This is a genomic window from Ruminococcus flavefaciens ND2009, assembly GCF_000621785.1.
Taxonomy (GTDB): domain Bacteria; phylum Bacillota; class Clostridia; order Oscillospirales; family Ruminococcaceae; genus Ruminococcus; species Ruminococcus flavefaciens_C.
Genome location: NZ_KK211347.1, coordinates 427,085 through 454,045 on the forward strand (window position 1 = coordinate 427,085; position 26,961 = coordinate 454,045).

The window sequence follows — 26,961 nt, forward strand, 5'->3', positions numbered from 1 at the left end:
ATGAGAAGATGCTTGTAACAGGCATCTTCTTTTTTGTACATCTTCATTTTTACCCTTCGATCTGCCGCGCAAGAAACTGTGCAGAGGCGTTGATGAGACTCTTTTGCAGATCGGTGACCTCACGGCATTTTTCGCTGGTCATAAACGCTACGGCTCCCGAAACATCGCCTGCTGTGATGATTGGCAGAGCAGCTATGGCGGTGCGCTCCACGCCCTCCGCGGGGAAGAAGCTGTTGGTGCTGCCGTCGGGGCAGAAGAACTGTCCGCGGCTTTCCATGAGCTCTTCAAGCTGTCCTGTGACGCGGCGCTCGGCGAATTCCTTCCTCGGCACGCCAGCCGATGCCACAACGTGATCCTTGTCGAATATTACCACGGGGCAGCCCGCTATCTTGTGCATAATATCTGCCACATATCCCGCGTTTTCGCTCATTTCGCTGACTGCGGAATACTTCTTGAAGATGACCTCACCCTCGCTGTTTGTGTATATCTCAAGGGGGTCGCCGTTTATGACAGTGTTGATACTGCCGGGAGCCCGCCTCTGCTTCGTGAGGGGAACGGTTATGGGCTGTGCTTCGGTGTTTTCGGAGACTGTAGGCTCATCGGGGACGCTTTCTCCCTCATCACGTCCGTTCTCTGTAAGAGTACCGCAGCGGAGCAGCTTGTCTATATCAGCCTTTAGCTTTATCTCAACGCTGTCGGTGTGGACTGTTATCCTGTCCACGATGAAGGCGACGTCGGTCTTGTCCAGCACCTCCTTCTGCACTATGTTGTCGAAGATGTCAAGAACGTCATTGGCTATGCGGCTGACCTTTACCATGGTATTGTGCTTGTCGGCTGTCATCGCAAGCTGATTTTTCAGCCCTGTTATCCGCTTTGTCAGCGACTCTATCTCCTCGGCGTAGACCTCCTCGGTGAGCTCGGCGCGGTCGGGATTTCGTGCGATGTCTCTTGCCTGCTGCCTGGTCAGCAGCTTTATCTGTAGCTTTGCCTCCTCTATCTCGGAGTTGATGTTTTCCACAAGAGTCCTGCTCTGTCCGGTCTCACGCTTCTGTTTCCGTATGCTCTCGCGGAGCTGTTCCAGCATTTCCGAGGAGTTTTCGCGGACGCGGAGAATGTAGCTTTTCAGTATGCCGTCCAGAACGTCGGCTCTGATGTAGTGGGAGGTACAGCTCCTGAGCCCGTGCTTGTGATAGCCTGAGCAGTGATAGGCGCTGAGCTTCGGGCGGCTCAGTGAGAACATAGGAGCACCGCAGTCTCCACAGAACATAAAGCCCGAGTACACGTTTTCGTACTTTCTTATGCCGTTGTAGCCCGACCTGCCGCGGAGCTTTATCTGCTCCTGCACCTGAGCGAATACCTTGTAGTCGATGAGGGGCTCATGGAAGTCCTCGAAGACCAGCTGCTCCTTCAGCTCCACCTTCTCCTCGGGACCGTTTATGCGGCGGCGTCTGAACTTGCCCTGCCTTAGAGTGCCAATGTAGAAATCATTCTGCAATATCTGTCCCACTGTACCTGCCGACCACTTTTCTGCGGAGCGGATATGGCTCTCCCTGCCGCAGGCGGTTATGAGCTGGTCACGGCGGGCTGAGGGAGTGCTGATACACTTCTTCGTCAGGTACTCGGCGATACGGTGATAGCCCCAGCCCCTGAGATACAGTCCGAAGATCTCCTTCACCACTTCAGCTGCCTCCTCGTCGGGAGCATAGCGGTTGCCGATGCTCCTGCCGGGGAGGAAAATGTAGCCGTAGGGAGCTCCGCACTGCCACTGACCCTGCTCCTGACGCCGCTTCACCACCGCCTTGACCTTGCGGGAGGTGTCTGTGACAGGCATCTCGTTCATGAGAAAATGGAATGAGATCATCTGCCAGTTGTCGCTCTCTGCGGAGTAGTCTATGTTGTCACCGATGGAGATTATCCTCATGCCGGCGTCGCGGAGGTCCTCCAGCTCCACCAGTCCCTTGCTGTTGCGTCGGGAAAATCGTGAGAAGTCCTTGACGATGAGTATGTCATATTCGTGAGCCATCATCCGGCGGCGGAGCTCCTGATAGCCCTCACGCTGCTCAAAGGTGTAGCCCGAGCGGTCGCGGTCCTCGTAGAAGTCCGGCACACTGTCGGGAAAGTATCTCTGAACATAGTCCGAGATGATGAGCTTCTGGTTTTCGATAGACGTGTTATCGCGGTCGAGCTCCAGGTCTACCGAGATACGGCAGTAGCCTGCGATATTGTAATGTGAGCTCATATTTCCACATCCTTCCTGTTTTTGAAGATATACCGGGGGTTGCCTCATTACTATTCTATCATTCCGCGCCCGGGAAAGCAATGGAAGATACTGATAAAAAACCGGTAAGTATTGGCAATAAGCGGCGTACTTGGTGTACGCCGTCATCTTATACAGCCAGATTGTTGAGGAGCAGTCCCTCTGCGGAGCTGAACAGGTCGCCGCTTCCCGACCTGAAAAGAGCGATCCTGTATTTCTTGTCCCGCCAGTCCGCGCAGAGCCGTCTGATAAACTCCTCTGAGCCCTGCTGCTGGTCTGTATTGGACAGCCATATTTCGATGACCTTTGTCTTATCCATGATTTTAACTTCTATATAGCATCACTCCCTGCGTTCATTTTTGGAAGGGCGTGTCTGTGTTATACACTTTCTTCACCTCCGTTGTTTCCCGGGAGACTGTTTATTACCTTCCTGCGGTGCAGACAGGCGTGACCCTGCGTTTTATTGTTTTTGTATGGAAACGGGTGTCAGAGGAGGGGATAAGCATCTGGCAAAGGGGAAATTGCAGGGCAGCCGGCAATATAAAAATCATATATCTCAGCCTTCCGCGGAGACTTTGCATTATTGTTTGACCATAGTAACATTATCCTTAAAGTAGAACAGATGGCAATTAGTGATAGTTAGCTGCCTGTATTCAGAAAAAAACGGGGAGTGATCCGCAGTCGATACCCACATCTCTGCTTCAGGGATTAAGAATATATATTGACTAAATATATTACACTTTGTATATAGTTATAGATTTTTTACAGCGTTTGTAATTCAAATATTATCAAGTTATTATTTGTAATCAAATCAGTCCGGAAGCTGATCGGCAGCACTGATGAATAAACGGTAAATAGGCGTTTGCTGCTGTCGGCACAGTGATCCCGAACACTGTGCTGCTGCCGTGGGAAAATGGTGTTTTTTCTGCTGATATCTTTATTTTGATAGATGTTTGCAGAAAGTATCTGTCAGGATTTTGCTATTTGTCAAGTATTAACAAAAATAGTACAATATTTTATTTATCCTTGACAGATAATGGAAAGATGTATTATAATAATAATGTACTTTTGCATATATTACAAATTGTATATTATAAATGATATAATACATCATATAGACTATAAGTAAAGTGAGGATATGAAAATTGAAGAACGATGGAAAAGATATGATCGATCTACGCACCCTTATCTCGCTGCTTCTCAGTAAGCTCTGGCTGATAATCCTGATGGCGGTCCTGGGGGGAGCTGCCGCGTTTTGTTTTTCTAAATTCGCTATGCCCCTGAAATACTCATCTCATATTTCAATGTATGTGCAGAGCTATACGGGGATCTCTGAGAATGTCAATAATCCCAATAATATCAGCAACTCCAAGCAGCTTGTAAATACATATATCGAAGTCCTCAAGGATGATGCGGTTATGAATGCGGTGGCTGAGGAGCTGAGAGGCTCTTTCGATAATTCCACCCTTGCGGAGAACTTCTCCATAGTTGACGGCAGGATCACCCCCTCTTCGCTGAGAGACTGCATCACTATCACCTCCGTGACCGATACCAGCGCACTTAAACTGTCTGCGGTCACTAAAAATGCGGAGATATCCGCAGCTATCTGCAATGACATCGCAAAGGTGGCTCCCGAATACCTTCAGGAAGCTGTCGGCGTGGGACAGATAAACACCATTGATACCGCAAAGGTCTATAATTCGCCTGTTGCTCCAAATGTGAAGAAGAACGCCATGCTGGGATTCCTGGCAGCTGCAATGCTGACCGCTCTGGCTATCATCGCCGTGGACTTTTTCGACAACACAGTCAAGGATACCGTATGGCTGGGGGATAAGTTCAAGAAGCCCATAATCGGCGAGATACAGCAGTTCGAGGACGAGAAGAAGAGAAAGAAGAACGCTGAGGACAGCCATACAAAGCTTACCGACAAGAACGTTCCCTTCTCGGTCGTTGAGAGCTACAAGTCTATCAGAACAAATATCACCTTCGCCCTTTCCACTACGGAAAAGAAGATATTCACTGTTTCTTCTGCAAATCCTGCGGAGGGCAAGTCAACTACTTCCGCAAATATCGCTATCGCTCTTGCACAGGGCGGAAACAAGGTCCTCCTTGTGGACGGCGACCTGAGAAAGAGCTGCCAGCACAAGATATTCGGTATAAAGAACAAGAAGGGACTTTCCTCGGCTATCGGAAAGATGGCTTCCGTTGAGGAGTGCATCTCCAGAAATGTTATGGAAAATCTGGACGTAATGCCCGCAGGTCCTACGCCTCCCAATCCATCGGAGCTCCTTGCTTCCGACAATATGGAGGCTATCCTCAGTGACCTCAGCGAGAAGTATTCCGTTATTATCATTGATACTCCTCCCGTAAATGTGGTCACAGATGCCATGGAGCTTGCAAATAAGGTCTCGGGTATCATAATGGTCACCCGTTACGGCAAGACCACAACCGATGACATTGATAACGCAATGAGCAAGATAGAGTTCGCCAAGATGAATATGCTGGGATTTATCCTCAACGACATCAAGGTGGGACGCGGCGGCAAGTACTACTCAAAGTACAAATACGACAAGAACTACGGCTACGGCAGCAGTCACAGCGTGGACTCCGATGATGAGGAGGAAAAGCCTGTGGAAAAGAAGTCCGCTGACAAGGACTCTGCCAAAAAGAAAAAAGGCGGTAAATAATGCTTACAGACCATCATTGCCATGTACTCCCGTCAATTGATGACGGCTCTGACAGCGTTGAGACTTCACTTGCTATGCTTGACATGATGAAGCAGCAGGGAGTTGAGAGAGTGGTGTTCACTCCTCACTTCTATGCCCACAGGGAAAAGTCGGTGGAAAGCTTCCTTGAAAAACGCAGAGAAGCTTTTGAAGCCATAAAGGACAGCTCTCCCATAAAGGATATGCTGCTGGGGGCAGAGGTGGCTGTGGAGCACGGTATCTCCGAGCTGAAGGATATAGAAAAGCTGGCGATACAGGGGACTAAGCTCATTCTTATGGAGTTCCCCTACAGAGGGTACAAGGAATGGATGTCCGAGGAGATATACAATATTTCCGCGGAGTTCGGTCTGACAATAGTTTATGCCCATATACACAGATATACAGAGTATTACACAAAGGAACAGCTTGAGGGAGTCCTCAGCAGGGAGTCGGTTTATCAGATAAACAACGAGGCTTTCGGGAGCTTCCGCAGCAGACGCTTTGTGAAAAAGCTCATGAAAGAGGGCTATTCCCTCATATACGGCAGTGATGCCCATAATACGACCTCAAGGAGACCTAACTGGGACCTCCTCATAAAGAAATGCAGCAAAGAAGATATAGAGTCTTCAGACGGAACAATAGAGAAATATCTCGTCTGATACAGCAAAACGCACTTTATTTCCGAAAATGATCATTTCAGGCTTTATCGTGCCGATAGGGGCATGATATAAGTTCTTTTATGGGCAGAATCGATATGAGAGATCAGTGCATTTTCAGCCAGCGTTTTCATAAACGGGTAACATAGGCGAAATATTAGCCGGTCAATATGAATGAGAAACAGATAAATGTGATAGAACGCATTATTTGGTCTGTACAGGCGTTCGGAAAAGTTTCTCATTCTTCTTTATCTTTTTTCAGGGGGAAAAACAATGAGTAATCTTTTGATCCTTGGTGCAGGACAGTACGGAATGGTCGCAAATGAGATCGCAATGACGATGAAGTCCTATGACAGTATCGATTTTCTCGATGACAATAATCCCGATGCTATCGGTAAACTCAATGAGTTTGAGCGGTTCAGGGAGGATTATGACAGCGCAGTTGTTGCGATAGGCAATGCAGAGCTGAGGCTCAGCTTTCTGGATAAGCTGAAGAGCGCAGGCTTCAACCTGCCCGTCCTTATCCATGAAAAGGCTTACGTAGCGCCCAGTGCAGCTATAGAGGGCGGTTCCTTTATCGAACCCCTCGCAGTTATCCATACAGATGTAAAGGTCGGCGTTGGCTGTATTATTTCCGCAGGGACCATAATCAATCATAATGCGGTGGTTTCCGACGGCTGTCACCTTAATTGCGGTACTATCGTTGAATCAAGCGCAGTTGTGCCTGAACGGTACAGATCCGACTACGGACAGGATATAAAGTAGAGAAGATGCAGGAGATATAAGCGGAACAGTATGCTGAGAATAGGAGTCAATCCAAAATTCAGTGTAAACGCAAAATAGTGCAATAGAAAAATGTTAAATGAGACCGATTGTGAAAGCAGTCGGTCTTATCTGCATATTAGTACATGATTATTTGATTGTCAAGATAAAAGTGTTATTCCGGAATCCTGTCGTCGTAATAGATAACCAGCTGCGCGTAGATACGGATCCAGTTCTGACGGCGGCCGGTTCATTTTTTCGTGATGTCCTTCATAGCCTGATACAGCATCTTGAAAAGGCTGTCATCTGTCGGAAATACGGACTTTGCTTTGGTGGCCTTCTTCAGCTGGCGATTGAAGCCTTCTATGGTATTGGTAATATAGATCAGCTTTCTCAGTTCCTGAGGGAACTTGAAATATGTGTTGAGATTAGGCCTGTTTTCGTACCAGGACTTTGAGAAAAGCTTTAAATGATAGGTATTTTCATATTGATATGATCCTGCCTGAAAAAAGGAAAATCCAGTACAGCTGAAACTCTGAAATTTTAATACACTCATATTTCGAGTATATGTGAACAGTTGCCTTGCTGTATTAAAGCCTTAGGTTATCAGTGCAAAAATAACATTTCTCATAACTTCTTCCATGTTATCCTTTCATGGCATTATTACTGTTACTTCGGAAGGCAAGAGTGAATCCGCCAGATACATCTCAGTATCAGTTTTTTAGTGCTCCACAGTTCAAAGATCCATAGCTCTTTTCAATGCCTCCAGATAAGCGTTGCCATTTCTTTCATCCGGCTCAAGATAGGCGCCCTCTGCCCATTCATTCCATGCGTTTATAAAAATAAGATTTAAAGCACTGGGTTTTTTGATAATCTCACGCATGTATTTTTCAAATTTCGCCGGTTCAGCACCAACGTAGACCGTTCCTATTTTACTTCGAGGTGTATTGTCCCAAGTGGTAAAACATCCATTGATCGTTTTAGGCGAAACAGGCATTTCATTGAGTATTATATTCCAAGCTCTATCATAATCCAGTTTTCTGAGCACCTTAAGATGTTCATCAGTTATTATCTTCTTTTTTATTCCTTTAATAACATCATAAATATGCAGTTTTTTTGTAGACAACTCGATTACCCTTTTTAAACAGGATGATTTATTAGTATGATAATGTTCAACAAATTCCGATGCAATGGGCTGAAAGATAACTTTATAATCGATCTTCAGATCTTTATAATACGAATCAAAAATAACTGTTGGATATTGCGAGATAATAATAAGATCACGAAATCCTGACTTAATGGCAAATCTTTTAAAAGTGTTTATCATGGAATTGAATTTTTTATTTCCTCTGGTTTATAAATGAGTAGAATAGGTGCATTATTGTATTTTATGTAACGCTCATCTTTGAAAAATAATAAAAGATATTTAAAATGCTTTTCCCAATCTTTCTCGTTGCCATAATCCTGAGGCATAATAATCTTTCTGTTTCCACCGTCCCAATTGCGGCTCCAATTTTCGTTAGCCCAACAGAGGCAGAACGGTATATCAACTTTTTTATCATTGAGCATCTGCTCAACAGGCTTTTCAAGAAGCTTTTTTCCACCTTTAAACCAATAATGATAATAGCAAAAACCGAAAACCCCGTATTTTTTGGCAAGCTCTGCCTGCTTTTCCATTACCGTTACATCGGAAAGGTCGTAATAATTTTCATTTAAAGGAATGTTTGGTTGCAAATGCCCCTCAAACAATGGAACAGCTTTTTTGGTATTTGTCCATTCCGTAAAGCCTTTTCCCCACCACTTATCATTTTCCGGTATAGTATGAAACTGGGGTAAGTAAAGAGCAATGATTTTTTTTTGATTTGTTCTTACAGATATCCATATCAACACTTACTTTCTTTTTTACTAAAAACATAACTGCCGGGTGCATATGAGACACAAGTTTCATGAAGCCACCTAAGTGGACAACGAAGAGAGCGTAGCTTTATTTGCTCATCGATTATAATTCATCGAGCATATTCAAAAATTGCTCAAGGCACCATAACAGCCATTTCTGATTTCCTGTATACCTGCTGATGTCAATATCGTTTCTGAACTCAGTTCTTGATGGTCCTTTCCAATCAGCAAAATATGAATCAACTGGTCTGGGCATGGGGAGTTTTTCCGGAACCGGAATATCATGGTATATTATTCTGAACAACTCACGAATAAGATACTTTGATTCACCGTTTCTGACTCGTTTTAGATCTATAGGTTCTGCCATTTTTAATTTCTCATACGGATCATAATATGGCAGTTCTGCTGTTACAAAAGCGTTATCGTATGATCCATAGCTTTCCTGTGCGGCAAGTTTTTCAAGTATTTCCACAAAATCGATCCCGTCACCCTTGCGGTAACGCTCGAATACATATTTTATGTTTAAAGGGTTGGTCAGGACTTCAAACGGATCAACATAAATATAACGTTTTACAAAATCATCAAACATCCAGTCTTTTGAAAGGAGCTGGTCCATTCCACCGAAGATATAGTCACTTGCATCGCCGATGATCATCAGATCTACACCATCGTTCTTGGCTTGCAATGCGCCTTGACAGATCTGCGGTTCTATTGAATGAACCGGTCCTCCTTTGGAAATCATCAATTTCTTTAGATTGTCGACCACTGTATCCCAGTCAATATCCACATAGTGCAATATCATATTATTGCGCTTTGCAAATAGCTCAGCGCGATGCAGTTCATCTTGTTGATAATATCCACCCATGAAACGAAATGTATATGCATCGCTCCCCTGGAGATAGGAGGCGAGTATACCTGAGTCCATACCGCCTGACAAAAGAATACCGGGTTTGTGAGAATTTGCTGTTGCTGTTTTGATATTGACCTTTAAGGCTTCGTGAATGTCTTCTGCTGTATATACTAATATTCTGTTGTCATCGGAAGGCATCTCCGGATAACGATAGGTAAGCTTTTCGGAAAAATCCACACCTTGCTTTTCTATATACCGCAGCGCAAGAAACGAGCTGTTGCAATAAGCAGTATCAATCATTTTTTTCCCTCATATCATTCATTATATGAATATCTGCCAGTTCTTCACTTAATTCACTCGTCCAGCCACGTACCTGTTTGAGGGCTTTTGTGATTAACGTTGAAGATATTCCTCTTGTATATGGGAAATAAATAATCTTGATACCTTCTTTTTTAAATTCCTCTTCGTATTTTTGCCACTTTTCTGTACCATACCAATCATCACCAACAAATAGGATACTGGCGCCTAATTGCTTACAGGCTTTTAGCTTATCCATGTCATATTGAGGAACTGCGGCATCTACGTATTTGATAGAACGCACTATCTCAATTCGATCCTCAAATGGTATCATAGCGTGTTTTCCTTTGTAGGGGACAACTTCATCGACCGTAACACCGACAATTAATTTATCGCATAATCCTTTTGCGTTTTTCAAAAGGTTCAAATGACCAATATGGAACAGGTCAAATACACCTGTAGTATAGCCAATAATCATTTAATTTAGCTCCTTTCAATTTGTTTTTTCAATGATTTTCAACAGATATTTTGCTATTATTTCAGTTGAATGTCCTGTTTCGCAAAGTCCAATCTTTTGAAAAAAGTCCTCTGCTTTATTATTGATATTAATTATATCGCTTTCATTAATGGATCTTATTAATTCCTCTATCGAATATGAAACCGGAAATGGTAGTTCATCAGGGGAAAAATACAGTTTTCTTTCTTTCAAATACTCTGCATAGTCATTCATATATAAAAAAACAGGTTTTTTTAACATTGCGAATTCAAACATTGTACTGGAGTAATCTGTAATAAGATAGTCTGATATGTTATACAGATCCTGAATATCGGGATAATCCGTCAAATTGATAATATTGTTTTCAAGGTTTAGGGTTGAGAAATAGTTTCTCATATTGGGGTGGAACTTTAAAAGTACTGTGACATTTTTTGATGTCGCTTTTTGAAGAGCTTTAATGATATCGGAAAAATCAGACAAATACGGATTAGCAGTTTTATCCTGCCGAAATGTAGGAGCATATAGTAAAACACAGTTATCAGAAGGTATTTTTAATCTGGCTTTCAGTTTTCCTGACTTTTCTGCACTGACATGAAATAAAGCATCGTCTCTTGGAATACCATATGCCATTATTCTCCCATTATACCAAAAAGAAGACCTGCACAAATCAGTAAAAAATTTGCTTCCTGAGATCATTAAATCTGTATAAGCAGCGTCTTTTTTAGCATTTTTCAAGTATTCAGACTCAAGTGTATCTTTCGCATCATTTTCAACCATTTTTAAGGGGAGACTTCCGTGCCAGGTTTGCAGATAAAATTGTCCTCTTTTTTTAGGAGTAAAGATAAATTTTCTCATATTATCTATCCAAATATGTGCAGTTGACAATTCATATAACGCTTGAACAGAATCTATATCCACACATCTGATGCCTTTATATTTACGGTTTGTATTTTTTTTCTCTACAAGCCATACTATATCAAGTTCAGAATTTGATTCAAGCATCTTATCTACTATTAAAGCAGGATTATCTGCATGAAACATCCCACCATAACTGGAACAAACAATTTTGTTCTTTTGTATTTTCTGCATCTTCAAAATACGAACAAATGCTTTATAACCGGTTTTGGATAATAAAACATGTCTGACAGCTTTATGAAAAAATGTACCGTCTCTCAAAGAATTAATTACCTTGGTAATATTCATAACCTCGCCCCTTAAATAAAGCTATTGATAATAATTGAGAATAAAATAGTCTTACTATATATTCTTGGAAGTATTAACTATTTGGTCTAAGCCTTTTTTTATGTTATATGATAAATACTTTCTGTCTTGTTTTCTCAGAATAATAAAACAGCCAATCAGGGTGGATACACTTAAAGTGATAAAAGAATGCACTATTAAGGTTAACCACGAATTACAATCAAAGAAATGAAGGACCGTATAGTTTAATAAACAACTAATAAATACGAAAATAAAAGGACGTATTACATCTGGATAAAAAGCGTACCACTTTAAATTAAGACACTTTGCAGAATATGGAACAATTATGATCAGGTTTTTTAGGGTATTAATGATCGTACTGATCCCGGCTACTGCATAGATTCCTAAATTTGTTGTTTTTAATAGGATAAATACTATAAGAATATTAATAAATCCACATGATATTAAAGAAAGCGAGTTCACCTTTAGTTTGTTTACTACTGTAAATATATTATATACACAGTTGATTCCTCCGCTAATTATGTAACCTGCACAGGTTAAAACTGACAGGATATGAAGCACTCTTGCATCTTGCGTAGGTTGCCATAAAAGAAAGAAGTTTTCACCGCATACAATGAGAACAATGATCGGTAAGTTAACAATGATTCCCATAATACGCATTGATTGTTTTAGGGTCCGCACCAATTCATCCATCTTCTTCTCAGCATAAAGTATAGTCAGACTTGGTGAAAAAACACCAACTAAAGTTCCGACAATACTCGTAATTAAGCTTGGGATAGTTTTGGCTAACGATAGAACACCCATGGAAGTAGCATCAATAAAAATGTTTGTGATCAGTAAGTCTAATCCATCGCTAAGCAATTGTCCCAATCTAATCAGCACATTCCATACACCTGAGGAAATCAACTCAATGATTGATGAAAAATCAAAATACTTCTTCTTAATATGAATAAAAGGAAGTAGTTTTTTAGTATAATAGACATTATAGGCAAAGCAATATATTCCTGTCAGCAAACTGGTGATACCTAAATAGCAAACATTTGGTGCGAAGAACGAAAACAGCACTACCAGCACAAAGCCGCGGACAACACTCGATTCAACTGTGCGAAGAGAATTAAGATACAGTTTATTTTTTGCAAAAGTAGCAACTGCAAATACAGAACCAAATGTACTAATAATGCAGTTTAAGAATAGCGCAGCAAATAATATTTTGATATCCCAGAATATCTGATCCGGAATCTGAATAAGCCTCTCAAGGAAAAACCACACAGATGCGGATACGATCAAAAGAAATGCAGAGATAAAGCTATTTGCTATAAATACAGATGAAAAATATTTATTAGCTCCTTCGTAGTCCTTTTCATATATCCGAATGGTAATAAACCTTCCGGCAAGAGTATCAAGCGCTATTGTGATTAGCGAAGCATAGCCGACGAAATTATTAGCAAGACTTACAAAACCATAAGCTTCTACTCCGACTTTTCTTACAATGTAAGGAGATAAAAAGAAACTAATCCCGAAGGTAATCACATAAGACATGAAACTTGCTATCAGATTTACAAATAGCTGTTTATTTCTGCTCATTTCTCTTTCTTTCATTCAACCACACTTTCTGTTTATTACAATAATCAAAGCTTATGACAAGTTGTTCTGCAAGTATCGTGTTAACTATATTAATGTGCTGGTACAGATGTCAGTTTACTTATTAACCCTGTTTCTGTTCTGTAAAGAATCAATTAACGGACGCATATTAAGCTTATACAATGAATAAATCCTCATGAAACCGAGCTTTATCATGAGCTTTCTGGAGTTTAAATAATGAAGATTTCTCATTCTTTTATTCAATTTTTGCATATCAGGTCTCAGGCTTGACCGTTCTGATCTATCAAGAATATAATACTTTTCTAAAATGAGACCCAATTTATCCTTTATGCATCTTTCCAATGCTTTCCTTTTAAAACTTTCAAACGGCCACTTTTCATACTCATCTGCCAGACCGCATATACAGCTAATTAATCCATTAACGCTCTTAGCTGTGTTTTTTTCTGACATAATGGATCCCGCTCTGAGCCTTCTGATATAAAGACTTTCCTTAAGCTGTGCTGCTCTGTCAGAATCAATATAAGCTATAGCTGTAAATAATTCGTCCTCATGTATTATTCCACGTTTAAACTTAAGAGCGTTTTGGGATAATAGCGTTTTTCTAATAAACAAAAGAGGCACACATGGATAGTATTCTCCGTTTTTGATCAGTGTCAATAATACTTTTGCACCATTACAAGTGGAATAACAATGTTTTCTGATAAAACTTTCTTTATATGAAGGATCATCAAATCCATCATAGATTGTCAAAGCATCAAAATACACAATGTCAGCTTTTTCTTGTATGATTACGTTGAGCACCTTTTCTATAGCATCAGATTTGATGTAATCATCGCTGTCTAAAAAATAAATAAACTCACCATGTGATGCAATTAATCCAGCGTTTCGTGCATCAGATAAGCCTCCGTTTTTTTTGTGTATCACAATAATACGGCTGTCCCTTTTGGCATATTCATCGCATATTTCTCCGCATCTGTCAGGGGAACCATCATCGACTAATATGATCTCCAGATCCTTATAGGTCTGATTGATAACGCTGTCCACACAATCACATAAATACTTTTCGACGTTATATACCGGAATGATTATGGATACCACATAGTTTCCCTTCTTTCGGATTCAATGATTAGTCTATAAGTATAATTCTATCATATACTTACTATTAATTATACCAATAACAGCTCATCAAATCAATTCGCAACTTTGATAAATTTGCACAAATATCATTGGCCGATTTGTGCAATCATTTGTTAATATAACTGCTTCTCGCTGCTTAACGACCGGAATATGGTATGTTTAATATGGATAATTCACATTGCTATAGCTGTATCACAGTAAAGATTGCTTATGACCGGAGAATTAAATTGTTTGTTCACAACATATCCATTGACATTTATAATGACTGATGCTATAATAAGTACAGCATTGAATATACGATTATATGTCACTGATAATGACATCGAAACAGCTGATATACAGGAGGTAGTTATGAAGCATTTATCACTGAAGCTGCTTGCGGAGACTGTTGCAGGCAGGAGAAAAGCTCTTAATATGTCGCAGGCTGCGCTGTCTGAGAAGACAGGCATAAGCCGTACTATGTTCTCTCGTCTGGAGGCTGCGGATTACAGCCCTTCTGTGGATCAGCTTCTTGCGCTGTCCGAGGTCCTGGGCTTTGACACCGCCGAGGTCTTTGTGGACGAGGAGAACGCTGCCGCTGCCGTTGCACGAAAGAAAATAGCAGTTGCAGGTACCGGCTATGTGGGACTGTCTCTTGCGGTGCTGCTCTCTCAGCATAATGACGTTACCGCAGTCGATATAGTTCCCGAAAAGGTGGAAAAGCTCAACAACTGGACAAGCCCCATACAGGACGATTATATTGAGAAATACCTTGCAGAGCATGAGGAGAGGGGGCTCTCGCTCAGGGCGACTACCGACGGTGAAGCTGCATATAAGGACGCCGACTTCATAATCGTGGCAGCTCCTACAAACTATGATCCCAAGACTAATTTCTTTGACTGCTCGGCAGTTGAAGCCGTTCTTGCGCTCATCAAGAAAGTAACTGATAAGAGAAAGAAAAAGCCCACCGTGGTCATCAAGTCCACTATTCCCGTGGGCTACACAGTTCAGGTACGCGAGAAAATGGGCATGGACAACATTATTTTCAGTCCCGAGTTTCTCCGCGAGAGCAAGGCGCTTTACGATAATCTTTATCCCAGCCGTATAATCGTTGGCTCAGACGAAAAGAACAGGGCGGCTGCCGAGACCTTTGCGGCACTTCTTCAGAACGGTGCCATAAAGACTGCCATTCCCGTACTTTTCATGGCTACCACAGAGGCAGAGGCTACGAAGCTCTTTGTGAATACCTACCTTGCCCTCCGTGTAAGCTACTTCAACGAGCTTGACACCTACGCTGAGGTGAAGGAGCTGAATACCGCAAACATCATCAAGGGCGTATGCCTTGACCCGAGAGTAGGGGACTACTACAACAATCCCTCCTTCGGCTACGGCGGCTACTGCCTGCCCAAGGACACAAAGCAGCTCCTTGCTAACTATCAGAATGTTCCCCAGAATATGATGTCCGCTATCGTTGAGTCAAACCGTACACGTAAGGACTTCATAGCCGACCGCGTGCTGGAAATGGCAGGCTACTACAATTACGCAGACAACAACCAGTTTGACAGCAATATGGAGAAAAAGGTGGTCGTGGGGATCTACAGGCTCACTATGAAGTCCAACAGCGATAACTTCCGTCAGTCCTCTATCCAGGGCGTAATGAAGCGTATCAAGGCCAAGGGCGCTACTGTTGTCATCTATGAGCCCACTCTTGAAAACGGCAGCACTTTCTTCGGCTCAACAGTGGTAAACGACATGAAGAAGTTCAAGAAGATGTGCGGCTGTATCGTCGCAAACCGCTATGACAAGATCCTTGACGATGTTGCTGAGAAGGTGTATACAAGAGACCTTTTCAGCAGAGACTGAGTTCCATTTATAATGAAAACACCCGCTTGTGTCACGGTCAGGATACTCTGACTTAGATACAAGCGGGTATTGTGTTTTTATGCCAGTCTGACCACCAGCGTTATGCAGAATTTGTCTTCCTTTATCTCCGCAAAGACCTCTCCGCCCATAAGGGACATTAGCCTTTTGCAGATGAAAAGTCCCAGACCGTTTCCCTGGACCTTATCTGCATTGGTGCCGCGGTGGAAGCTCTCGAATATCTGAGGAAGCTCCTTCTCCTCCAGGCTGCACCCCGTATTGTACACGGTGATCAGCTGGCAGCCGTCCATTTTATCGAAGCTGAGACCTATCTCTCTGCCGTCGCTGTACTTTATGGCATTCTCCACAAGATTCTGAAGGCACTCCGCCAGACGGTCAGGGTCACAGGCAAGGAGACAGTCATCGTAGCTGCCCACTCTGAACTCAGTCCCCGAGACCGAGAGCTGAGGTGCATACCTTTCGCTGAGCTTTGAGATAACGCTGCTGAGAAAGACCTCGCCCTCAGTTACCTCGAAGTTCATGAAATCCTCGCTGGCAGCTTTGGTTATCTCGCTGACGAACTGCTCTATCTCGTCGGCGCGGGAGTCTATGCTCTCGGCAGTGCTGCGGCGCTTCTCTTCGTCCTTGTAAAGTCCTTTTGCCAGAGCCTTTGCGTTGAGCTTTATGGCGGAAAGGGGAGTCTTTATATCATGGGAAAGGGAAAGCAGCAGGAGCTTCTTGTCCCTCTGCATGGACAGCTCCTTCTGGCGGTCGTCCTCTATCTTCTCACGGAGCAGGTTCACGCCCCAGGTGAATTTGCCGAAAAAACGGCTCTTTTCCTCTGGTATGGGAACTGCAAGATTGCCCCTTGCCAGTTCCTGCGGCACCTTGTTGAGTCTGCCGAAGGGGACTACGATATGCTTCCTGATGAAGTAAAGCAGCCCTATAAGCAGCAGGAACAGAGCTCCCATGACAAGATTTGCGGCTATAAGAATGCCTTTGCGGCTGCCCACGGTGTACTCCACACGGTAGGTCTCTCCGCCTGCTTCGATGATAAGGTAATGCTCGTCACTGCGATAAAGGTCGCCGCCTGTGAAAACTCCTGTCAGATGAGGGAAGTCCGAGATGTCTGTGCTGCCCGTTTCCTCTATGCGGTCAGTGAGCCGCTTGGCTTCCACCCGATAGGCACCGCTGTCGCGGCTGGCGGAGCGGAGCAGGAATATATCCAGTGCCGCCGCCAGAATGAGAAACAGGACTATTGCTGCGGCGCTGAGCTTTCTGAATGTACTCATATGAACTTATACCCCACACCCCAGACCGTCAGCAGCCGCTTGGCGTTCTTGGGGTCGTCGCCCAGCTTCTGGCGCAGCCTGTTTATATGTACATGAAGGGTCTGGAGCTCGGAGTCGCTGTCGCTGCCCCAGACAGTGCTGAAAAGGTACTCCTTTTTCAGTGCCTTGCCCTGATTTTCGAGGAAAAGCGCCAGCAGATCGAACTCCTTTGCAGGCAGCTCAACTGCCTTGCCGTCAATGGTCGCAGTACGGTCAGCAAGATTGAGAGTAACGCCGTCCGCGGAGAGTATCTCCTGCTGATAGCGGCGCTTGAAAATGCCTTTTATCTTGGCAATGAGAATATCTATATCATAGGGCTTTTCAATGTAGTCGTCAGCCCCTAAGTCAAGACCGTTGAGCTTGTCCTCCTTGTCTGTTCTTGCGCTGACTATGAGTATGGGAGTATCCGCATTTTCGCGGAGCTTTGAACACACTGCAAAGCCGTTCACGTCGGGGAGGTTTATATCCAGGACCACAAGCCTTGCACCGTACTTTTCAAAGAGCTCCAGTGCTCTTTCGCCGCTTTCCACCGCCGTGACCGTGTAGCCCTCATCGCGGAGAAAGTCCGTCAGCAGTCCGGCAAGCTCTTTGTCGTCCTCAACTATAAGAATATCGGTCATAATATCACCACCTGTATTTATTCTATCACAAATAAGAAATAATAGCAAGGGCGCGGCGTGAGCTTCTGATGAGCCGACGCCGCGCTTCATTATGTAAAATATCCCCTATATCACCAGCCCTGTTCCATGAGCCAGTTGTTCAGGTCTCTTTCGCGGCTGCGGAGCTCCTGTTCGCTGCCGCCGAAGTGTCCCATCTCCTTCTCGCCGCAGATACCGCCGTCCATTATGTACAGCACCCTGCTGCACTTGGCAGCTACCTTGGGGTCATGGGTGACGCACATTATGGTAGTTCCGTCATTGTTCAGGGAGATGAGCTCATTCATGACCTCGTCGGAGCTGGAGCGGTTGAGGGCTCCCGTAGGCTCGTCTGCGAAGATCATTTTGGGAGAATTTATCATGCTTCTGGCGATGCAGGCTCGCTGGAGCTGTCCGCCCGAGACCTCGTTGATGTCATTGCCGCCCACGTCGTCGATACCCAGTCTGTGCATGAGGGCTCTGCCGCGCTCGGCGGTCTGTTTGCGGCTCTCGCTGTTCTTCTTTGACTTGACCGCAGGGAGGATTATGTTGTCCAGTACGGACAGGTTCTTCATCATGTACATCTGCTGGAAGATGAAGCCCATTTCGTCAAGTCTCAGCCTTGCAAGTTCCTTTTCGGGAAGCTTTGCTGTGTTTTTGCCGTTGAAAATGACCTCCCCTGCGGTTACTCTGTCCATGCCCGAAACGCAGTAGAGCAGAGTGCTCTTTCCCGAGCCCGAGGGACCCATAATGGCGACCATTTCGCCCTCATTGATGGTAAGGTCTATGTTTTTCAGAACGTTGTTCTGCCTCTTGTTTACTATGTAGGTCTTGCAAAGTCCCTTTGTCTGTAAAACTGTATTCATATCAGTATCTTTCCTCCTATGATCCTGTGTCGGAATACCGCCGGGGTGCGGCTATTATCCTGCCTCGCCCCGGGAGTCCTTATTCTATGGAAGCTGTATCGCTTGCCTTGATTGTCTTTGTGTGGAGCGCTGCTATCAGTGAGCCGAAGAAGGTCACGCCGATGAGCAGTGCAGGTGCGGCTGCGAATATCTCAGCTGCCGAGAAGTCTGCGTCAATGCCGCTTACATCGCCTATCATTGAGCTTACCCAGTTGAGCAGCAATGAACTGAGGGGGAGTACCGCCGCTGATGCGATGATGCAGGCAAGAACAGCCGCAATGACAAATCTCAGAACGTGCTGCATAATAATACTGCCGTTTTTGATCCCCATAGCCTTCATGAGAGCTATCTCGCTCTTTTCCTTGGATATGAATGAGCGCTCCATGAGAAGTACGATAAGGACAGTTAGTATCACAGTCAGTATCATTGAAAGCTTCTTGATGGCGTTCAGTGAGTCGGAGACCTGGGTGATAAACTTTACGGCATCCGATGTGGAGTATACCTTGTCGGTCTCCAGTTTGTCGCACATCTGCTTTATTACGTCATCTATCTCTTTTTCGGTGTGGTCACCGCTGAGCTTTATCTGTACGCCTGTTGAACCGTTGGCTATAACGTCTCCCACAGGAAAGTCAGGACTCGTTATTGCTGCATAGCCGCCTCCGAAGAAGGAGGAGCACTTGCCTGTTATGATGAATTCGTGTTCTTCTCCTGCGATCTCTGCGGTTATCCTGTCGCCTATCTCAGCGCCGAGGGACTTCAGAGCATAGCCTGTCATTGCTACCTCGTCTTTTTTCTGCGGAGCGCTTCCCTCATCGCATTGCAGCTCATATTTGTTTGTGCCGATAACAAAGGTAAAGAATATATTGGTGCGTGTAATATCGCCGTGAGTGACGTTGCTCTGTGTACCCAGTGTAAGGCTGTATTTACCGTCGATGTCAAGGTCGTCCATCAGATCTTCGACCTTCTCGCAGGTGATCTTGTAGCCGCCCTCACGGGTCATAAGCTCGGTAAGGGAAGCAGAGTCGATAATAGTAATATCAGAGTCGGGAGCATGGAAGAACCGCATGAGCTGCGGGCTCTTGAGGGTATCTGCTCCTGATGACATAACTGTCATCATAAGCATACAGAGTGTGAATACCAGTGTTATTATGAGGAACTGCTTGGGAGCGCTGAGCACGTCGTTCAGTGCCAGGAAGCCCGTGGACTGGAGCTTTGAGCGGCCGAGGCTGAGCAGGCTCCTTCTGTGGAAGCGCTCGCCTGTCTGACCGCTCCTGACTGCGTCTATGGGTGAGAGCTTCTTTACCTTGCGCGTGCAGAGGTAACAGAACAGCATTATCAGACCGATGATACAGATAGTGCTGATGATACTGAGGACGATACCGTTCTCGCTGCCCAGTACCATGTTCTCGGAAACTGTTTTCAGCATTGTGCTGCTCAGAGGGAGCGAAGCGATGAAGCCCACAGCCGCTCCCACGACTGCAATAGCCAGGTACTTGACGATGTAAAGGCAGCGTATGGAGGAGTTGCCTATTCCCAGCGCCTTCATAACTCCTATTTCGCGGTATTCTTCCTGTATGGTGAAGCCGATGGTGAAGCGAAGAACAAAAAATGCGGTCAGCATGATGATAACGCTCACTGCCATCATTATATAAGCCACCATCATATCGAAGAGATAGATGCTTTTGGTGGTCTCTCGGTCCGTCACATTGACTCCTTCGGTATTGTTGGCGTAATCAATGATCGCCTGTGGATCATCGGTGTTTATATACATCATCTTGAAGCTGGGAGCGGGATTTTTGAAGTCCTTCTTGATAGCGGCGAAGTCCTCACTGTTTACAAGAAGATAGGGGAGTGCGGAAGCGCCGTTCTGTATGTCAGCTCCCTTGAAATGGCCCTTGTACTTCAGCTTGTATACGAAGCCGTCAACGTTTATCTCAAACTCGTCCCCCTCATTGACATCAATGTCCTGAGTGAAGGTATTGGTGCAGTAGAAGCAGCCCTTCTCCACGCCCTTGATCACGTTGTTGTCAGAGTCAAAGTACTTTATCACCATCTCATCATCAGAGACAAGCACTGCGGGGTTTATGAAGTTGTCAAGCTTTTTTCCGTGAAGCCTGAAAAACTTTGAACTGTATATGTAGAATGGGTTCTGCATCTTTATCTCCCGTATACCGGGAATGTTTTTCACGATCTCATCCTCGTCTGAGTCTGTTTCCATTGACACCGTCAGATCGGGCATATCCGAGATGTCGAAATAGTGCTCGATGCCCCCTGTGACAGCTGCGATGTTGTTGACGCTTGCCGATGCGAACATGGAGCACAGTATTATGAACATCAGGAGTATGATGTTCATGGTTCGTTTGCGTTTAAGGTCCTTTTTTAATATCCTCCAGAACATGACTGTTACCTCTTTTCGTGTGTTGTTTTCTCTATGCTCTGATTATATCACGGAAATTCTTAACAAGTCTTTAACTTTTGAGAAGGAAAAGCAAAAAGCTCCAAAATGGCAATTTGTTGCACTTCGGCATCAGCACTATCCCTCTCGGGAGTCAGTTTCTGTGCAGAAACAGGCGACAGTCCTGAACAGGCTGTTGAGGGGGGGACGCTATTTGTTGGCTTCTGCAATGATGAGGGCACAGAGCTCATTTTTTCTCAGACGAACAAACTGCAAAAATCTGACAGTGGTTATGTTGAATTGATGCTATATTGATCATGCAGCATCTTTCCGACCTGATAAATATGCTCTTCATGGCAGCAGCCCGTATCATATCACCGAGCAGGGAATGATAAACGGAGACGTATATGAACATGGTTTTGGACTTACCAGTAATGACGCACTGTGCATACAGAAATATCTTATCAAATTAAATCCGACGGTTTTTGAACGATGATCAGTAGAATATCCTTCCATACGGTGGGATATTTTTCGCAATAAATGCATTGACTTTATTAAACGTTTTGAGTAGAATTATAATGTGATGCTTAAATTATTAACGAAAATATATTTCGTTCTGAAGAAGGTAACGAAGTACTGATAATGCAAGGAGATGAGGAAAAACACATTATATACAGAAGGAGTTTAAATATCTTTTGTTCTACGCTTTTTTACCGTTTTCAGTTTTAGTTTCAGCATTAAAAATCCAACAAAGGAGTAATTTAATGAGAAGATTCAATAAGCTATGCAGATCTGTTCTCAGCGGAACACTTGCTGTGGCGATCGCTTCTGCAAACGCTGTACTGCCCACAGTTGCTCACGGTGCAGCAGAAGAAGAAACTGACGTTGTGATAACATCTGAGCTCGCAGGTACTGCCGGGGACGGATTTGCCACCGAGGGCAGTATCACCTACATTGCGGAAGACATTGTATCAGCCGACAGCATCGTATTATCGACTACTTATGCAGACATTGCACTGACAACAACAACAACTGCTGCCGTAAAGACCGTAAGGGCTTCAATGGCAGAGGAAAACGGATACAGATATTATATAACCGGCGGAAATGCTGTCATTGACAGTTATATCGGAGATGAGACCGAAGTGGAGGTGCCTGATACTCTGGGCGGGATAACTGTTACGGAGATAGGCTATGCTGCTTTTTCGGGCAATAAGAACATCGTTTCCGTAAAGCTCCCCGAGACTATAACGAGAATAAACCACGACGCCTTCAACGGCTGTGCGGCTCTTGCGGCTGTGGAGCTTCCCGACGGTATCACAAGTATACAGGACGGTGCTTTTGCGGGCTGCGCGAGCCTGAAGGAGATAGCTGTCCCCGAGGGAGTATCCCGTATCGAGGATAACACCTTCTCGGGCTGCAAGGCGCTGACTGAAATAAAGCTCAATGACAATACCGATTATATCGGCAAGAGCGCTTTTGCAGGCTGCTCATCGATGTCTTCACTCAGTATTCCCCATTCTGTGACAGCTATCGGTAATATGGCATTTATGGGCAGCGGACTTGTGAGCCTTGAGGTGCCTGATACAGTTACCTCACTGGGCTATGCGGTTTTCGCAGACTGCGCTGCTCTTGAGGAGATAAGTCTTCCAAAGGAGATAACAAAGCTGAGATCGGGCAACGGCAAGGGTATGTTCTCGGGCTGCTCATCTCTTAAAAATGTAACCTTCCCACAGGCGCTTACAGAGATCGGAGATATGGCATTTGCAGGCTGCTCCTCGCTGGAGAGCATTGCGATCCCCGCGACCGTTACAACTGTCGGTACAGAGCTTTTCAGAGACTGCGAAATGCTTGTAAATGCACAGATACCAGAGTCTGTTACCCGTATCGAGGACGGTATGTTCAGAGGCTGTACTGCACTGCCTTCCATAGACCTTCATGACGGTATCGAGTACATAGGTAAAAACGCATTTGAGAGCTGCAACGCTCTTGACAATGTGACTATCCCTGCAAACACAGCAGTTATAGGCGAGTGCTGCTTCCTTAACTGTGAGAGCCTTTCGGAAATAGCTGTTCCCGAGTCTGTGACCTCTCTTGGCGGAGCCGCTTTTGCAGGCTGTGTTTTACTTGAAAAGGCTGCTCTTCCCGACGGTATTGAAGAGCTTGCAGTCTTCGGAGAGGCAGGACTTTTCACAAATGACATAAAACTCAAGGAAGTAAAGCTTCCTGCTTCACTAAGGACGATCGGAGCATATACATTCAAAAACTGCCTTTCACTGGAAAAGACAGAGCTTCCAAAGACAGTTTCTGCCATAGGCGGCTCTGCTTTTGAGAGCTGTGTATCTCTCAGGGAAGTGACACTTCCCGAGGGCGTTGTGACACTGTCCGACAAGACCTTCAGCGGCTGCACCGCTCTGAAAACAGTTATACTTCCCGTGAAGTTCGATGAGGCAAGGAATTACGCATTTGAAAACTGCACAAGCCTTACCGACCTGGGTAAGAATGCGGGCTTCTTCAAGTTTGCGGTGGATACCTTCAAGGGCTGTACCTCCCTCAATGACGAAAGGGCTACTGTATTCACAAGTGATACTCCCGTTGTCAATGTGAGCTCGGCAGCAAGCATTATTGGCGGTATCGCCAACTTCAGCATCAGGTATGATCTGAATGAATGGATACAGGAGGGACTTGCCGACAGCAGCGCTGATATAAGATTTGAAGTGCCTGTTCCTCAGGGACTTGAGCTTATCGCAAGCTCTGTAATTACGGACTCAGCCGACAACAAGGCAGTATTTATCGGCAATAACGGCAATCTTTTCTCACTTTCCAAGCCTGAGGGAACACTCCGCTTCTCCGCAAGGATAGAGGCTTACAGTGAGAAAGCCTACACTATAGACCCGCTGATCCACTTCAACTCCCACAGCTACAACTGGACACAGAGGATACCCAGAATGTCCCTGACCGTTCCGAAGATAACACTCTCTGCACAGAGCACTGTTTCTTCCCTTGACTGCGAGGTCTACGGAATAGCCGAGCCGGGCAAAAAAGTGAAGATCTATGCAGACGGCGTTCTTGCAGCAACTGTGACCTCCAACGAGTACACAGGAAAGTATACCGCCACAGTATCCCTTCCCGAGAAGAAGGACTCTGTACAGTACAGTATCTACGCTGTATGCGGAGTGAACAGTACAGACGAGGTAAGCGTGATATACTCCGACGCAAAGCCATCTATAAAGAAGGTCGAGCTCATGTACTGCACTCACGCTCCTTCAAGCCTTAACGATTACATGGAAACTCTTGACATCACGGGAGTTTTCACAAGAGGCGAGCACCCTGTGATACAGTACTATCCTCTGGGCAATATGCGTTTCAGGATAGAGGCAAATAACTCCGACAGGATCTCCTTTATACTGGTAAGAAGTCAGAAGGGCTCAGAATCAAAGTATCTTGTAGCATCATACGATGAAAAAGAAAAGGTATGGATAACACCCGAGGATCAGTATTTTGACGAATCAGACCACAACTATGTTCCAGGTTCCCTTAACTTTATCATTGTTGATAAAACTGAGGATATTGTGGACACTGAGGACGCTAAGGCACTGATCAAGAAAATCAATATTGAAGATCTGATCAGAAGTTATGACATAATTGACGATTCAAGCTGCATTTGCCGACTTGAAGATGAAAAAGGCAGTATTTGCTCAGAGTGTTACTATTATGGCTCAGAAGTGGTCAATGTTAACGGTAAGCAGATCACAGCTGCTGCTATCGCAGAAGCTGCTGAAACATATGGATTTAAGAAGGCTGATAAGAAGGTGCTTCGTGACGGTGTGTTATTCTCAATGTATCTGAAAACTTCTTATTACAATAAGAAAAACACAGGCAACTCAGGCAGCATTGCAGCATATGACAAGGCTGTGCTGAATCAGGTAGACGAAGCATATAAGAAGGGCGGCAAGCTCAGCTATGACTTGGAGGATTACACTGTGTTCTCTCAGGTAATGGTGGCTGATGACGGAAGCATGCCTGCATATATGTATGTTACCGCAGACGCTCAGATATTTGAAGAAGATGATATGAGCGTTATTTATAACCACAAACTTGAACAGCTCTATTCATCAGATTTGACACAGTCTCTTATCCACAGACTCCCCGGTATAAAGCTATTTGCAGATGATGACGAAGATAATGATGATCAATCAGTTACGGACTATGTTATTGAAAAAGCCGATGAAGCAGCTCAGAACTATCTGGACGAGAAGATAGATGAAACTATAAATAATGCGCTGGAGGATCATCCCAACGCTTCTGCAGCATACAATTATACAAACCAGGCGGCAGATTACCTGAATAAGGCATACGAAATCAAACAGGATTATGATGACGCCACCGCAGAGGAGGAAGAGGTAAAGTCAGAAGACTGGGGAACTGAAGAATGGAACGCTTACAAGGATAATAATGCGGAGCTTGAAAAAGGAGCAAAGATGTTTCTTACATTTACAGAGACCGTGCTGGGGGCTGATGACCTTCTAAGTGCCTTCTATGGAGATACGATCGGAGCACTCAAAGAAATGATAGATGATCTCTTTGACGGAATACGTAATTACTACAAGCGTTATGCTGATTTAGATGCTTATATTGAATCAGACGGAGAATATGATCCCTATGAAACCGAATATGAACAGGACGGTCAGGTAAGAACAGTTCTTGATCCCTCAGGTATCGTATACGAGGGAATTAAGTCCAAGACCGTAAGCGGCGCTGTTGTTACATGCTATGTGTTCAATGAGGACACAGGTGCCTGGGAGATATGGAACGCTGAGGACTACGACCAGCAGAATCCTCTCATTACCGATGCGGCAGGCGCCTATGCCTGGGACGTTCCCGAGGGAAGATACTACGTTACCTGCGAGAAGGAGGGTTATGACCTCATTAAGAGCGAGGAGTTCAAAGTAGCGCCTCCCAAGTTCGATCTTGACTTTAACCTCCTGAATGGAGCCGCTCCTGCTGTAAAGGGAAGTACTCTCGGTGAGAACGAGATAACCCTTGAATTCACAAAGGTAATGGACATCTCTACCGTAAACAAGGACTCCGTTGCCGTTGACGGTATCAGCGGCGGTATCACTGTTGAGCCTCTGTTATATGCTGAGGGTGACAGGTTTACCGATAAGTTCATCATCAGCGGCGATTTCAGCAAGGCAACAGAGCTGAAACTTACCGTAAACAGCAAGGCTGCCGACTACACAGGTGCTGCTGTAGCCGAGTACTCAGCTGATATAGACAATATCTATGCAGATCTTATCCTTGATAAGGACAGCATCGGCCTCATTACCGAGGATACTTATCAGATCACAGCAAACAAGGAGATCGCTTCCTGTACCTCTGAGGATAACGAGGTCGCTTCTGTTGACGAGAAGGGACTTGTTACCGCAGTTTCCGCAGGTGAAACAAAGATAACAGTCGTTGACACCACAGGCAGGGAGGCTATCCTGACTGTTGCTGTAGAGAAAAAGGTAGTCGTTGACGAAGCAACAGCCGAAAAGCTGGAGCAGCGCTCTATCAAGGACTACAGACGCAAGACAGGTATTACTGCCGCAGAAGCTGAGTGCAAGGTAGTCGATAACAAGTGCATCGTCGAGCTCAGGGACGAGGAAGGAAATATCCTTGATGTCTACACCCTTGATCCCGGGACAGGTATCGGTACCGATTCAAACGGTGAAGCAGTTGATCTTCCTAAGACAGGAAACAACTCTATGACTAACCTGCTCTTGGTAATGGCAGCTATAACACTTATGTTTGCAGGTCTGTTCATCGTAAGAAGATCAGGCGTTATCTCACGCAAGAGAAGCTGATATTTTATGATCAAACAATAAGAAACGCCCATTTCCGATATTTTCGGAAATGGGCGTTATTTTTACATCTTATTCCTCAATTGATACATCTGGGAATTTCAGCGGTGAAGCTGTTATCACGTCCTCTGACT

General features: G+C 44.6%; 16 protein-coding genes and 2 pseudogenes. 5 read left to right on the top strand and 13 right to left on the bottom strand.

Annotated elements, in window-relative coordinates:
- Positions 1–49: 49 nt before the first annotated feature.
- Positions 50–2,239 (bottom strand): stage V sporulation T C-terminal domain-containing protein, encoded by a 2,190-nt coding sequence (locus T488_RS0112250; RefSeq protein WP_028521054.1) that lies wholly within the window; start codon positions 2,237–2,239, stop codon positions 50–52.
- A 148-nt stretch (positions 2,240–2,387) separates the two neighbouring features.
- On the bottom strand, positions 2,388–2,576 hold the full coding sequence (locus T488_RS0112255; protein WP_028521055.1) for a hypothetical protein: 189 nt from the start codon (positions 2,574–2,576) through the stop codon (positions 2,388–2,390).
- A gap of 847 nt (positions 2,577–3,423) precedes the next feature.
- On the opposite strand from T488_RS0112255, the gene T488_RS0112260 reads away from it, so the two are divergent.
- From T488_RS0112260 to T488_RS17880, 3 genes are all read left to right on the top strand, one after another.
- Positions 3,424–4,944: a polysaccharide biosynthesis tyrosine autokinase gene (locus T488_RS0112260; protein WP_242838340.1), complete on the top strand. Its 1,521-nt coding sequence runs from the start codon at positions 3,424–3,426 to the stop codon at positions 4,942–4,944.
- A complete protein-coding gene (locus T488_RS0112265; RefSeq protein WP_028521057.1) occupies positions 4,944–5,621 on the top strand; it encodes a CpsB/CapC family capsule biosynthesis tyrosine phosphatase in 678 nt (225 codons plus the stop codon). Before T488_RS0112260 ends, T488_RS0112265 begins: the two co-directional genes overlap by 1 nt.
- A gap of 270 nt (positions 5,622–5,891) precedes the next feature.
- Positions 5,892–6,383: a PglB gene (locus tag T488_RS17880; protein ID WP_051536454.1), complete on the top strand. Its 492-nt coding sequence runs from the start codon at positions 5,892–5,894 to the stop codon at positions 6,381–6,383.
- A 172-nt stretch (positions 6,384–6,555) separates the two neighbouring features.
- Here the strand turns inward: T488_RS17880 and T488_RS20355 are convergent.
- The 7 genes and pseudogenes from T488_RS20355 to T488_RS18935 form a co-directional block, all read right to left on the bottom strand.
- Positions 6,556–6,837, bottom strand: a pseudogene (locus tag T488_RS20355) (transposase); the annotation flags it as partial.
- A 279-nt stretch (positions 6,838–7,116) separates the two neighbouring features.
- Positions 7,117–8,270: pseudogene (locus tag T488_RS20360) on the bottom strand (glycosyltransferase WbsX family protein).
- Positions 8,271–8,379: 109 nt separating this feature from the next.
- Entirely contained in the window at positions 8,380–9,426 is a 1,047-nt protein-coding gene (locus T488_RS0112285) for an asparagine synthase-related protein (protein ID WP_028521059.1), read from the bottom strand.
- A complete protein-coding gene (locus tag T488_RS0112290; protein WP_028521060.1) occupies positions 9,419–9,901 on the bottom strand; it encodes an adenylyltransferase/cytidyltransferase family protein in 483 nt (160 codons plus the stop codon). The genes T488_RS0112285 and T488_RS0112290 overlap by 8 nt, the downstream gene beginning before the upstream one ends.
- 15 nt (positions 9,902–9,916) lie before the next feature.
- Positions 9,917–11,122 carry a CDP-glycerol glycerophosphotransferase family protein gene (locus T488_RS0112295; protein WP_028521061.1) on the bottom strand — a complete coding sequence of 402 codons (1,206 nt, stop codon included), beginning with the start codon at positions 11,120–11,122 and terminating at the stop codon, positions 9,917–9,919.
- A gap of 54 nt (positions 11,123–11,176) precedes the next feature.
- Positions 11,177–12,739: a lipopolysaccharide biosynthesis protein gene (locus T488_RS0112300; RefSeq protein WP_051536457.1), complete on the bottom strand. Its 1,563-nt coding sequence runs from the start codon at positions 12,737–12,739 to the stop codon at positions 11,177–11,179.
- A 99-nt stretch (positions 12,740–12,838) separates the two neighbouring features.
- Positions 12,839–13,840: a glycosyltransferase family 2 protein gene (locus tag T488_RS18935; RefSeq protein ID WP_051536458.1), complete on the bottom strand. Its 1,002-nt coding sequence runs from the start codon at positions 13,838–13,840 to the stop codon at positions 12,839–12,841.
- A 390-nt stretch (positions 13,841–14,230) separates the two neighbouring features.
- Here T488_RS18935 and T488_RS0112310 point away from each other — a divergent pair, with 390 nt between their 5' ends.
- Entirely contained in the window at positions 14,231–15,721 is a 1,491-nt protein-coding gene (locus tag T488_RS0112310) for a nucleotide sugar dehydrogenase (RefSeq protein WP_028521063.1), read from the top strand.
- Positions 15,722–15,798: 77 nt separating this feature from the next.
- Here the strand turns inward: T488_RS0112310 and T488_RS0112315 are convergent, their stop codons facing one another.
- From T488_RS0112315 to T488_RS0112330, 4 genes are all read right to left on the bottom strand, one after another.
- The gene (locus tag T488_RS0112315) at positions 15,799–17,010 is read right to left on the bottom strand and encodes a sensor histidine kinase (RefSeq protein WP_028521064.1); all 1,212 of its coding nucleotides are present in this window, start codon (positions 17,008–17,010) and stop codon (positions 15,799–15,801) included.
- Positions 17,007–17,669 carry a response regulator transcription factor gene (locus tag T488_RS0112320; protein WP_028521065.1) on the bottom strand — a complete coding sequence of 221 codons (663 nt, stop codon included), beginning with the start codon at positions 17,667–17,669 and terminating at the stop codon, positions 17,007–17,009. Before T488_RS0112320 ends, T488_RS0112315 begins: the two co-directional genes overlap by 4 nt.
- 110 nt (positions 17,670–17,779) lie before the next feature.
- On the bottom strand, positions 17,780–18,550 hold the full coding sequence (locus tag T488_RS0112325; protein WP_028521066.1) for an ABC transporter ATP-binding protein: 771 nt from the start codon (positions 18,548–18,550) through the stop codon (positions 17,780–17,782).
- Between the two features lie 79 nt (positions 18,551–18,629).
- Complete coding sequence (locus tag T488_RS0112330) at positions 18,630–20,987, bottom strand: ABC transporter permease (protein ID WP_028521067.1); 2,358 nt, start codon at positions 20,985–20,987, stop codon at positions 18,630–18,632.
- Between the two features lie 761 nt (positions 20,988–21,748).
- Here T488_RS0112330 and T488_RS0112335 point away from each other — a divergent pair.
- Complete coding sequence (locus T488_RS0112335; RefSeq protein ID WP_028521068.1) at positions 21,749–26,830, top strand: leucine-rich repeat protein; 5,082 nt, start codon at positions 21,749–21,751, stop codon at positions 26,828–26,830.
- Positions 26,831–26,961 lie beyond the last annotated feature (131 nt).